The following is a 13,607-nucleotide window of genomic DNA, read 5'->3' as shown; positions in this document are numbered from 1 at the left end:
TTATAAAAGGCGTATTCCGGTTAAAAACCGAAATACTCTTTTGCATTAAAATAACAAATATCTGATATGATCTTACCGATCCATTCAGGATCATTCGGGATCAATCCTTTATGAATGTCTTCAGCAAAAATATTACACAACAGCCTTCTGAAGTACTCATGCCTCGAATAGGACAAAAAGCTTCTGGAATCCGTGAGCATTCCGATGAAACAGCTTATCAGTCCCATATTGGATAAAGCGTCCATTTGCTTTTTCATTCCGTCCAGCTGATCCAGAAACCACCAAGCTGAGCCAAACTGTATTTTACTTTTTATTCCCTCTCCCTGAAAATTCCCGGCCATGGATGCAAAAACAGCATTATCGGCAGGATTTAAATTGTAAATAATAGTTTTGGCCAATTGGTCTGTCCTGTCCAGATGGTTTAGGAAAGCGGACAAGGCTGCAGCATGTTGATAATCGCCGATAGAATCAAAACCTGTATCTGGTCCTAATAAAAGACGTTGCCTTTGATTGTTATTACGCAACGCACCGACGTGATACTGCTGTGCCCAGCCTTTTTCATGATATTTTCTGGATACAGCTGCTAAAATATAGAATGAAAAATTATCTTTTATCTCAACTGTGACACCTGTATCATCCCCATCCAATACAGCCTTAAATATATGATTTATTTTTTCAGTATCTGTATTTCCTTTCAGTGGAAAGCAGCTTAAGCCATGATCAGAGATACGACAGCCCAAAGCATGAAAAAATTCAATACGATTATGTAATGCTGCGATCAGGGAGTCTACATCTACGATCTGTACATTTGCTACCGCAGACAACCGGGTGAGGTAGGTCCTGTAATCATCTCCGCCGTCAAGTTGCAGTGATTTGTCCGGTCTGAATGAGGGTAATATTTTTGTTTTGAAATCAGATTTTGCGATAGCACTATGATCTGCCAGATCGTCTGCTGGATCATCTGTAGTGCCGACCATCTCTACATTAAAATGCTGCAATAATCCCTGAGTGGAGAACGCTGATGTTTGCAATTGTTGTTCAGTCTTATCAAAAACATCCTGCGCATTCTGTGCATTCAGCAATCCGGTGAATCCAAATGGATTTTTAAGCTCCATATGCGTCCAGTGAAACAGTGGATTCCTAATTGTAAACGGTACTGTCTCTGCCCATTTTTGAAATTTATCGCGGTCGCTGGCATCTCCTGTGATGTATTTTTCTTCTACACCAAAAGCACGCATTGCTCTCCATTTATAATGGTCTCCTGCCAGCCAGATATCAGTTATATTTTTATAATTCTTATTTTCCCTGATATCTAAAGGCGGTAAATGGGAATGATAATCAATAACAGGTAAACTGGCAGCATAATCCTGATAAAGCTTTTGTGCTAAAGGAGTTGACAACAGAAAATTGTCATTTAAAAACTGTTCTGTCTGCATCTTTAACTGCCTAAAATTCCAAGTTCCAATCCTCTCAATTCGGCCAAACCTCTTAATCTTCCGATGGCAGAATAACCCGGATTCGTCACTTTATTCAAATCGTCTAACATTTGATGCCCGTGGTCCGGGCGAAATGGAATCGCTTTTTCTCTTTTTTGATTTTCTGCAGTTAATACCTTCATGACTTGGTACATATCTACATCCCCGTCAAGATGATCTGCTTCATAAAAGTTTCCGAAAACATCTTTCTTCACATTCCGCAGATGTGCAAAATAGACACGTTCTTTGACTACATTAAAAATGTCTAAGACATTATTACTTACCCCTGCACCTAAAGATCCTGTACAGAAACAAACACCATTAAAAGCCTGATCGACTCCTTTAATAATAAATTCAAAATCATCTTTATCAGAAGCAATTCTTGGCAATCCTAATATAGGATAAGGCGGATCATCCGGATGGATGGTCATCCTTATCTGATTTTGCTCACAGGTCTCCGCAATCTGAGACAAGAACCATAGTAAGTTGTCCCGCAAACCATCTTTACCTATATGCTGATATACACGGATACTTTGTGTAAGGTCTTCGAGTGTTATCCCTTTTTCACTCGGAATTCCCATCAGTATATTTTCAGATAATTTATCAATATCAGCTTTGGTATACTGGTGAGATTTTGCCAATGCCTCTTCCAGTACAGCCCGTGGATAATCCTGCTCAGCTCCTGCTCTTTTGAGTATATACAGATCGAAGAAAGCCAGGTCAAACCAATTAAAGTACAGGGCCTTAGAACCGTCTGTCATGCCGTAATCCAGATGCGTACGTGTCCAGTCCAGTACGGGCATAAAATTGTAACAGACCGTATGTATTCCGCACTCCGCGAGATTACGCAGAGATTGTTTATAGTTTTCTATATATAGACCTGCATTTTCACTTTTAGTCTTTATCGCTTCGTGTACAGGTACGCTTTCTACTACAGACCATGTAAGACCTGCTGCTTCAATAATGGCTTTTCTCTCTTTTATATCTCCTAATGTCCATATTTCACCGTGAGGAATATGATGCAGAGCGCTGACAATACCTGTTGCGCCTGCCTGTTTAACATCTTGAAGAGATACCGGATCATTAGGACCGTACCACCTCCATGTCTGCTCTAATCTGTTCATTTTCTGATTTTTAACTTTAAATATTATACACCTGACCATGAGTTGAAACCTCCATCTACATAGAGCGTTTCCCCATTTATAAAACCTGAAGCCTGACTCAGCAGGAATATCAGTGCGCCTTCCAGTTCGGACGGATCTCCTAATCTCGAAAAAGGAGTCTTATTCAGAAAACGTTGCGCACGTGCGGTGAATGTACCATCTTCGTTGGTCAGTAATGTTCTGTTTTGTTCGGTTAAAAAGACACCCGGAGCAATTGCATTGACACGGACTTTATCTCCATATCGTAAGGAGAGTTCCGTTGCCATCCACTTTGTATATCCGATAATCCCGCATTTAGCGACATTATATCCCAATACACGGGTAATAGCACTGCTGGAAGCCAGAGAAGCGATATTAATTATCGATCCTTTTCCCTTTTCTGCCAGTACACGACCAAGTACCTGTGTCGGGATGATCGTTCCATTGAGATTGAGCTCTATAGCCTTTAATGTATCCTCTATTTTGGAGTCAAATAAATTCTGATCTGGTCCGATGGTCGCTCCGGGAATATTTCCACCCGCTGCATTTACCAGTCCATCTATTGTACCCCATTTTTCTATTATTTTGTCTCTTGCAGCAATCATTTCAGATTCACTAAGTACATCCCCAACGATTGCAAGTCCCTCCCCTCCTAACGTCTCTACTAACTTCACGCGCTCATCTGCACGTTCCTGATTACGCCCGATAATAACGACTTTGGCTCCAGCTTCAGCCAATGCTTTCACAAAAGATTTTCCTAAAATACCGGTACCGCCTGTTACGACAATAACCTGTCCTTTTAAGGAAAATTGTTCTAAAATATTCATAAGGATGCTTGTTTATAATCTTATAATCTATAAAAGTGCTAATTTCCAACTACATTGTAAAGTTTACACTTCTGTATTTTTACGATAACGATTTCGGAAATATTATAGTCCTCCAATCTTTAAATAACAAATAGTTAGTATTTTCGTTTTCAACAATAAAATAATCAATCTATGCCCAATAAGAAAGTGCTTTCCTTCGGTGAATTATTAATACGGATGCAGGCCACTTCAGAATACTTTTTTGAAACAAACCGGAATACTTTAAAAGTATACCCTGGCGGATCAGAAGCCAATGTAGCTGTTACATTAGCCCGATTAGGTATCCCGACTACCTATCTCAGTGCTGCTCCGGATAATGCCCTTACACAGGAAATTCTGTCCAAATTAGGAAACTATGGGATAGATACCTCCCAAATGAAAATTCAGGGCGATCGTCTGGGAAGTTATTTCTTGCTGTCAGCCAACGGATTGAGTAAAGGAGAAGTTATTTATGATCGTAAATATTCCTCCTTCAGTCAACTCTCGACAGATGATATAAACTGGGATATTATTTTTGATGGTATTGACTGGTTTCATTTTACAGCACTCACGCCTTCACTTAATCAAGAATTGGCGAATATCTGTAAACAAGCCTTACAAAGAGCGGCTGAAAGAGGCATTACTATTTCTGTAGATCTGAATTACAGAAACAGATTGTGGCAATACGGGAAGCTGCCAAATGAAATTATGCCTGAGCTGGTACAATATGCCGATGTGATTATGGGAAACATATGGGCTGCAAACAAGATGCTGAATAGTCCTATTGATGAAACATTAGACCGTGAGACTTCAAAAGAAACGTATGTAGCTTATTCTAAAAAGTCAGCTGCTAACATCTTCCAGGCTTATCCTAAATGTAAGCATGTCGCAAATACATTCAGGTTTATGGATAATGCCACCCATAATCTGTTTTATGGAGCATATCATAGCAGAGAAGCTGATGCCGTATCGGAGACATTGGAAACAAATAATGTGATTGACCGCATCGGAAGTGGTGATGCTTTTATGGGAGGTCTGATATACGCTGTAATACAGGAACAATCTCCGCAGGATATTATTAATACGGCTACTCAGGCCGGCTTTCAAAAATTATTTGTTGAAGGCGATTTTGGAAATGGAAAAATAAATTAGTGATATGAATGAAGTACTTAAATTAATTGGAGACAATCCGGTCATTCCGGTATATTATAATGATAACATTGATTCTTGTATAGATGTTCTTACCAAGAGCTACAAAGGAGGTATACGTATATTTGAATTTGTAAACAGAGGTGTCAATGCCAGGGAAAATTTCAAACAACTTCTGACCTTTAAGAATGAGCATTTTCCGGATTTGAAGTTAGGAATCGGAACGATTAAGACGGGAGAACAGGCAAAGGAATTTATTGCACTTGGAGCGGAATTCATCGTGAGTCCTATTATCAAGAAAAAAATAGCTGAAGTAACAGCAAAACATGGATTGCTATGGATCCCCGGCTGCATGACTCCTACAGAGATCGCAAAAGCCGAAGAATTAGGAGCTTCTCTTGTAAAGCTTTTTCCGGGCGATAGTCTTGGTCCTAACTTTTTGAAAGCCATAAAACCGTTGTTCCCAGAACTGAAATTTATGCCTACCGGTGGTGTAGATACTACAGAGGAAAACATCCGCACCTGGAAACAGGCTGGTGTATATGCTGTCGGACTTGGATCAAAGCTATTCAGCCCTCCTGCAGATGAAAACGGGGAAGACTGGTTGAGTGAACGCTGTCAGTTATTACTAAAATGGTCAAAAGCATAATTTAAAAAACATAAAAAAGGGGGTAACAATCAGATTGTTACCCCTTTTCTTATATCAGCAAGATTAATTAATCTTCTTCTTTCGATGCTAACAATTGATCGTATTCCTCACGAGAACCTACGATAATATTGCCATAATCACGTAAACCTGTACCTGAAGGAATCAGGTGACCTACGATTACGTTTTCTTTAAGACCTAATAAATCATCACGTTTACCTGCGATAGCTGCCTCATTCAACACTTTGGTTGTTTCCTGGAAGGATACTGCAGAGATAAATGATTTAGTACCTAATGAAGCTCTGGTAATACCTTGCAACAATGGACTTGAAGTCGCAGGAATAGCATCCCTTACTTCTACTAATTTCTGGTCACGACGTCTCAGGCTGGAGTTCTCTTCACGTAATTTACGTAATGTAACAATCTGACCAGGACGAAGGTCATTAGAGTCTCCTGCATCTACAACAACTTTTTTGTCGTACAATGAGTCGTTCTCTTGCATGAAATCCCATTTGTTTACAGCTTCTTTTTCTAAGAAACGAGTATCTCCCGGATCTTCAATATTCACTTTCTGCATCATTTGGTGAACGATTGTCTCGAAGTGTTTATCGTTGATTTTTACCCCCTGAAGACGGTAAACCTCTTGAATACCATTTACGATATAATGTTGTACTGCGGAAGGACCTTTGATCGATAAGATATCTGCAGGAGAGATCGAACCGTCTGATAAAGGCATACCTGCCTTAATAAAGTCATTATCCTGTACAAGAATGTGTTTAGAAAGTGGAACAAGATATTTTTTGATCTGGCCGTCACGAGATTCGATAGAAATCTCACGGTTACCACGTTTTACACCACCCAATGCTACAACACCGTCAATCTCTGTTACTACAGCAGGATTTGAAGGGTTACGAGCTTCGAATAATTCAGTTACACGTGGAAGACCACCTGTAATATCTCGGGTCTTACCTGTAGAACGAGGGATCTTAACTAAGATCGCACCTTCTTTGATTTTCTGACCGTCAGATACCGAAACGTGAGCTCCAACTGGAATATTGTATGAACGAACGACTTCACCTTTCAGATCAAGAACTTTGATCGTAGGGTTTTTCGTTTTATCACGCGTTTCAATAATAACTTTCTCTTTGTGACCAGTTTGTTCATCTGATTCTTCACGGAAGGTTACACCTTCGATGATCGCATCAAATTCAACTTTACCGCTGAACTCGGAGATGATCACGGCGTTATACGGATCCCATGATACCAAACGTGCACCTTTCTCAACTTTATCACCTGCATTCACGTAAAGTTGTGAACCGTAAGGGATATTTTGCTGATAAAGTACTTTCTTAGTTGTAGGCTCGATAACACGAAGCTCACCTGAACGGCCTAATACCACCTGGTGTGTACCATCTTCACCTTCCTGAGATACAGTACGTACGTTTTCGAATTCGATGACACCTTCATGTTTTGCTGAAATCTGAGACTCAGCAGCAATGTTAGATGCCGTACCACCCACGTGGAACGTACGAAGTGTTAACTGTGTACCCGGCTCACCGATAGATTGTGCTGCAATAACACCGACAGCTTCACCTAACTGAACACGTTTACCGGATGCAAGGTTACGTCCGTAACATGAAGCACATACTCCGCGTTTAGACTCACAAGTTAATACCGTACGGATTTCGATACCTTCGATACCTGCGTTTTCAATACGTTCTGCTATTTCTTCAGAAATATCCTGATTAGCAAATGCAATGATCTCGTTAGTTTCAGGATCTAATACATCGTACAGAGATACACGGCCTAAGATTCTGTCGTATAATGGTTCTACAATATCGTCATTGTCTTTCAAGGCTGTCGTGTAGATACCTCTCAGACCGTTACAATCCTGCTCAACTACGATCATATCTTGTGCAACGTCATGTAAACGACGAGTCAGGTAACCCGCATCGGCTGTTTTCAATGCCGTATCGGCAAGACCTTTACGCGCACCGTGAGTAGAGATAAAGTACTCAAGGACTGACAGACCTTCTTTAAAGTTAGAAAGAATCGGGTTTTCGATAATTTCACCACCTGAAGCACCTGATTTCTGAGGCTTAGCCATCAGACCACGCATACCACACAACTGACGAATCTGCTCTTTGGAACCACGGGCTCCGGAGTCAAGCATCATATACACCGAATTGAATCCCTGATTGTCGTTAGACAGGATGTCCATTACGTGTGCTGTCAACTTATTGTTGATACGTGTCCAGATATCGATGATCTGATTGTAACGCTCGTTGTTAGTAATGAAACCCATGTTATAGTTACCCATTACTTCTTCAACTTCGTTTGTAGCTTGCTGGATCAGATCAGCTTTTGCAGCCGGAATATTTAAATCCTGTAAGTTAAAGGAAAGACCACCTTTAAATGCTGTCTGGAATCCTAATTCTTTCATATCATCCAGGAATTTCGCTGCACGGGCCATACCCGTAGTTTTCACGATCTCACCGATGATATTACGAAGTGATTTTTTAGTCAGCAATTCGTTGATGAAACCCATCTCCTCAGGAACAATCTGGTTAAAGATTACACGACCTACAGTCGTTTCCAATAAGGTATCAACGATTTCACCGTCTTTATTTCTTACTTTAGTTTTTACTTTAATGAAAGCGTGTAAGTCAATTTTCTTCTCATTCAAAGCAATAATAACTTCTTCTGCAGAGTAGAATGACATTCCTTCCCCTTTTACAACTTTATCTTCAGCAGTTTTGCGGCCTTTAGTGATATAATAAAGACCGAGTACCATATCCTGAGAAGGTACTGTTACCGGAGAACCGTTTGCAGGGTTAAGGATATTGTGTGCAGCCAACATAAGAATCTGCGCTTCCAATACAGCTGCATTACCTAATGGTAAGTGAACAGCCATCTGGTCACCGTCAAAATCGGCGTTGAATGCAGTACACACTAACGGGTGCAACTGGATCGCTTTACCTTCTACCAATGTAGGTTGGAAAGCCTGAATACCCAGACGGTGAAGCGTAGGTGCACGGTTTAATAATACAGGGTGACCTTTCAATACATTCTCCAGGATATCCCATACTACAGGATCTTTACGATCCACGATTTTTTTTGCTGATTTTACAGTTTTTACAATACCTCTTTCAATCATCTTACGAATGATAAACGGTTTGTAAAGCTCTGCAGCCATATCCTTAGGAAGACCACATTCGTGTAATTTCAAATGAGGTCCAACGACGATTACCGAACGAGCCGAATAATCCACACGTTTACCTAATAAGTTTTGACGGAAACGACCTTGTTTACCTTTCAGAATATCAGAAAGTGATTTTAACGCACGGTTACCTTCTGTTTTCACAGCATTCACCTTACGTGAGTTATCAAACAGGGAATCCACAGCTTCCTGAAGCATACGTTTTTCGTTACGTAAGATAACTTCAGGTGCTTTGATTTCGATCAGACGTTTCAGACGGTTGTTACGGATAATAACACGACGGTATAAGTCATTTAAATCCGAAGTCGCAAAACGACCACCATCCAAAGGAACCAACGGACGCAATTCCGGTGGAATAATCGGAACGATTTTTACGATCATCCATTCCGGACGATTTTCAATACGCTCATTTGCTCCGCGGAAAGCCTCTACAACATGAAGACGTTTTAATGCCTCATTTTTACGTTGTTGAGAAGTCTCATTAGCAGCCTGGTGACGAAGATCATATGATAACTGATCCAGGTTAAGGCGTTTTAATAATTCTTCTAATGCTTCTGCTCCCATTTTGGCAACGAATTTCTGAGGATCGTTGTCATCAAGGTATTGGTTTTCTTTTGGTAATGTATCTAAGATATCCAGATATTCTTCCTCAGTAAGGAAGTCCATGTAGTTGATACCATCTTCTTCTTTAATACCAGCCTGGATTACGACATAACGTTCGTAATAGATAATCATATCCAGTTTCTTGGTTGGAAGACCTAATAAATAACCAATTTTGTTAGGAAGTGAACGGAAATACCAGATATGCGCTACAGGAACCACCAGATTGATGTGTCCCATACGCTCACGACGTACTTTTTTCTCTGTAACCTCTACACCACAACGGTCACATACGATACCTTTATAACGGATACGCTTGTATTTACCGCAGTGACATTCGTAATCCTTTACAGGACCGAAGATACGCTCACAGAATAAACCATCACGTTCTGGTTTGTAGGTACGATAGTTAATCGTTTCCGGCTTTACAACTTCACCACTGGAACGCTCTAAGATTGTTTCCGGTGACGCCAAGCTAATGGTGATTGACGTAAAGTTGCTTTTAATTTTATTATCTTTTTTGTAAGACATACTTTTATTCCAAAGTTAAAGCTGTATAAAGAAGCTTAAGAGGATTTTGAAGCCTCTTAAGCTCTATTGCTTAATTAATCTAATGTAATATCTAAACCTAAACCGCGTAACTCATGTACCAGTACGTTAAACGATTCCGGTACGGATGGAGTTGGCAGGTTGTTACCTTTTACGATAGCTTCGTAAGTTTTGGCACGACCTACAACATCATCTGATTTCACGGTCAAGATCTCCTGTAAGATGTTAGATGCTCCGAATGCCTCAAGTGCCCAAACCTCCATCTCACCAAAACGCTGACCACCGAACTGAGCTTTACCACCCAGAGGTTGTTGTGTAATTAATGAGTATGGTCCGATAGAACGTGCGTGCATTTTATCATCCACCATGTGGCCTAATTTCAACATATAGATCACCCCTACAGTTGTCGGCTGATCGAAACGGTCCCCGGTCAATCCGTTGTAAAGATAAGTTCTACCTGAAGCCGGTAATCCAGCTTTAGCGATCCATCCTTCTACTTCTGACGGCTCAGCACCATCGAAGATTGGCGTTGCAAATTTGACACCTAATTTCTGACCTGCCCAACCTAATACAGTTTCATAGATCTGTCCCAAGTTCATACGTGAAGGTACCCCAAGTGGGTTCAACACGATATCAACAGGAGTTCCATCTTCTAAGAATGGCATATCCTCATCACGTACGATACGTGCAACGATACCTTTGTTACCGTGACGTCCCGCCATTTTATCCCCAACTTTCAATTTACGTTTCTTAGCCACGTAAACTTTAGCCATCTGTACAATTCCGGAAGGAAGTTCATCCCCTACTGAGATTGCGAATTTCTCACGTTTGAATGCTCCAAGTTCTTCGTTCAACTTAATGTTGAAGAAGTGAAGAGCAGCTTTGATCAATTCGTTTTTATCATCATCTGTAGTCCAGCCTGTTGGATTGATGTTATCGTAATTCAGATCAGCAAGAATCTTTTGTGTGAATTTAGCACCTTTTGGCACCAATAATTCTTTGTACACATTATAGATACCCTGACTGGTCTTACCATTTACGATTGTAAATAATTTATCGACCAGACGATCTTTTAATACTTTCACATTTCTGTCGTGTGTAGTTTCTAATTTTTCAAGCGTTTTGCGCTCTACTTCTTTAGACATTTTTTTCGCACGAGAGAACAATTTGGTATCAATCACAACACCTTTAATTGACGGAGGAGTTTTCAAAGAGGCATCTTTTACATCTCCGGCTTTATCACCAAAGATTGCTCTCAATAATTTCTCTTCCGGTGAAGGATCTGACTCCCCCTTAGGTGTAATCTTACCGATTAGAATATCTCCTTCACCAACTTCTGCACCGATACGGATAATACCGTTCTCGTCCAGGTCTTTGGTTGCTTCTTCTGAAACGTTAGGAATATCTGCAGTAAGTTCCTCTTCACCACGTTTTGTATCACGAACCTCCAATTCAAATTCTTCAATGTGAAGAGAAGTGAAGATATCCTGACTTACCACGCGCTCAGAGATTACGATCGCATCCTCAAAGTTATATCCCTGCCAAGGCATGAAAGCTACTTTTAGGTTACGTCCTAATGCCAATTCACCATCTTCAGTAGCATAACCCTCACATAGTACCTGACCTTTTTCAACACGCTGTCCTTTTCTGACAATCGGTTTCAGGTTGATACATGTACTTTGGTTGGTTTTCTTGAATTTGATCAATTTATATGTTTTGATATCATCATCAAATGATACCAAACGATCGTCTTCCGTACGATCATAACGGATCTTGATTTCCTCAGCATCTACATATTCAACAACACCATTTCCTTCAGCGTTGATCAGGGTACGTGAATCACGCGCTACGCGACCTTCAAGACCTGTACCAACAATAGGCGCCTGCGGACGTAACAATGGCACCGCCTGGCGCTGCATGTTTGATCCCATCAGGGCACGGTTGGCATCATCATGCTCCAGGAAAGGAATCAATGATGCTGCAATCGAAGTAATCTGATTTGGAGAAACGTCCATAAGATCCAGTTTCTCAGGCTCGATAATCGGGAAGTCACCTTCATATCTTGCTTTTACTTTCGGATCTTCGAAATTTCCTTTTTCATCGTAGATGGCATTTGCCTGAGCAATTGTTTTCTCATCTTCATCTTCAGCAGACAGATAGATAACAGGCTCTTCTACTACTACACGACCAGCTTCTACTTTACGATATGGTGTTTCGATAAAACCAAGGTTATTGATTTTAGCGTGAACAGCCAAAGAAGAGATCAAACCGATGTTCGGTCCTTCCGGCGTCTCGATAGTACAAAGACGACCATAGTGTGTATAGTGAACGTCACGAACCTCAAATCCGGCTCTTTCACGGGAAAGACCACCTGGACCTAAAGCTGACAAACGACGTTTGTGCGTAATCTCCGCCAATGGATTTGTTTGGTCCATAAACTGAGATAACTGGTTTGTTCCGAAGAATGAATTAATAACGGACGATAATGTACGTGCGTTGATCAGGTCTGTAGGTGTGAATACTTCGTTATCACGAATATTCATACGCTCACGGATAGTACGGGCCATACGTGACAGACCTACTCCAAACTGCGCATATAACTGCTCTCCTACCGTACGAACACGACGGTTAGACAAGTGGTCAATATCATCGACCTCAGCTTTAGAGTTGATCAGATTAATAAGGTACTTCACAATCGCAATGATATCTTCACGAGTCAACACTTTCGTATCTGCCGGAGTATCTAATTGCAATTTGCGGTTGATACGGTAACGACCAACATCCCCCAGATCATAACGTTTGTCAGAGAAAAACAGACGATCGATGATACCACGAGCAGTTTCCTCATCAGGTGGTTCAGCGTTACGTAACTGACGATAGATATGCTCTACCGCTTCTTTTTCTGAGTTGGACGTATCTTTCTGAAGGGTATTATATATAATAGAATAGTCCGCATTGTTAGATGCATCATCTTTAGCCAGAATGACAGATTTCACTCCTGCATCGATGATAAAATCAATGTGGTCTTCTTCCAAAACAGTTTCACGTTCAAGGATAATTTCATTACGGTCGATAGATACAACTTCACCTGTATCTTCATCCACGAAATCTTCTACCCATTTTTTCAATACTCTGGCAGCCAGACGACGACCAACGTATTTCTTAAGACCAGACTTACTAACTTTCACTTCATCTGCAAGATCAAACAATTCTAAGATATCCTTGTCTGAATCGTACCCGATAGCACGTAATAAAGTTGTAACTGGGAATTTCTTTTTACGATCGATGTAAGCATACATGACGTTGTTTACGTCTGTTGCAAATTCGATCCAAGATCCTTTAAAAGGAATAACCCTTGCAGAATAAAGTTTAGTACCATTTGTGTGTCTACTCTGACCGAAGAATACGCCTGGTGAACGGTGTAATTGTGAAACGATCACACGCTCTGCACCATTTACAACGAAGGTACCTTTAGGAGTCATATAAGGGATAGTTCCCAAATATACATCCTGAACAATGGTTTCGAAATCTTCGTGTTCCTCATCATTACAAGATAACTTTAATTTTGCCTTTAAAGGAACGCTATAAGTAAGACCACGCTCGATACACTCTTGTATATCATAGCGGGGAGGATCAATAAAATAATCCAAAAACTCAAGCACAAAAATGTTTCTTGAATCAGAAATAGGGAAGTTTTCCGAAAATACTTTGAACAGCCCTTCCTGATGGCGGTTGTCAGAAGTAGTTTCTAATTGAAAAAACTCCTTGAAAGACTGTAATTGTACGTCCAAGAAATCAGGATAATCGATAACCTTCTTACTTGTCGCAAAATTTACTCTTTCTTTTTGAATATTATTGTTTGCCAAGGGAATAAGAATTTTAGTTTAAAAAAACTGAGCTAACTATATGCTGCTTAATTCACATTTACAATTATGCAACAGCACACATAACTGATAGTGGTGTGTTAAAATAGGAATAGAC

7 protein-coding genes are annotated in these 13,607 nt (G+C 40.4%); 2 read left to right on the top strand and 5 right to left on the bottom strand.

The window, feature by feature from the left end:
- Positions 1-20: 20 nt before the first annotated feature.
- The 3 genes from uxaC to I6J03_RS13105 are packed head-to-tail and all read right to left on the bottom strand — an operon-like array spanning position 21 to position 3,444.
- Entirely contained in the window at positions 21-1,436 is a 1,416-nt protein-coding gene (uxaC, locus tag I6J03_RS13115; RefSeq protein WP_003011682.1) for a glucuronate isomerase, read from the bottom strand.
- 2 nt (positions 1,437-1,438) lie between these two features.
- Positions 1,439-2,599: a mannonate dehydratase gene (gene uxuA, locus I6J03_RS13110; protein WP_039990529.1), complete on the bottom strand. Its 1,161-nt coding sequence runs from the start codon at positions 2,597-2,599 to the stop codon at positions 1,439-1,441.
- 23 nt (positions 2,600-2,622) lie between these two features.
- Entirely contained in the window at positions 2,623-3,444 is an 822-nt protein-coding gene (locus I6J03_RS13105) for an SDR family oxidoreductase (RefSeq protein WP_201693723.1), read from the bottom strand.
- 171 nt (positions 3,445-3,615) lie between these two features.
- On the opposite strand from I6J03_RS13105, the gene I6J03_RS13100 reads away from it, so the two are divergent.
- Together I6J03_RS13100 and I6J03_RS13095 are read left to right on the top strand one after the other, a co-directional pair.
- Entirely contained in the window at positions 3,616-4,614 is a 999-nt protein-coding gene (locus I6J03_RS13100) for a sugar kinase (protein WP_003011676.1), read from the top strand.
- Between the two features lie 4 nt (positions 4,615-4,618).
- Positions 4,619-5,260 (top strand): bifunctional 4-hydroxy-2-oxoglutarate aldolase/2-dehydro-3-deoxy-phosphogluconate aldolase, encoded by a 642-nt coding sequence (locus I6J03_RS13095; RefSeq protein WP_003011674.1) that lies wholly within the window; start codon positions 4,619-4,621, stop codon positions 5,258-5,260.
- A gap of 67 nt (positions 5,261-5,327) precedes the next feature.
- Here the strand turns inward: I6J03_RS13095 and rpoC are convergent, their stop codons facing one another.
- A complete protein-coding gene (rpoC, locus tag I6J03_RS13090) occupies positions 5,328-9,608 on the bottom strand; it encodes a DNA-directed RNA polymerase subunit beta' (protein WP_003011671.1) in 4,281 nt (1,426 codons plus the stop codon).
- Between the two features lie 74 nt (positions 9,609-9,682).
- Positions 9,683-13,492 (bottom strand): DNA-directed RNA polymerase subunit beta, encoded by a 3,810-nt coding sequence (gene rpoB / locus I6J03_RS13085; RefSeq protein ID WP_002992790.1) that lies wholly within the window; start codon positions 13,490-13,492, stop codon positions 9,683-9,685.
- Positions 13,493-13,607: the final 115 nt, after the last annotated feature.

The sequence above is a fragment of the Sphingobacterium spiritivorum genome, from assembly GCF_016724845.1.
GTDB classification, from domain to species: domain Bacteria; phylum Bacteroidota; class Bacteroidia; order Sphingobacteriales; family Sphingobacteriaceae; genus Sphingobacterium; species Sphingobacterium spiritivorum_A.
This window is presented reverse-complemented; position numbering and strand designations above follow the sequence as displayed.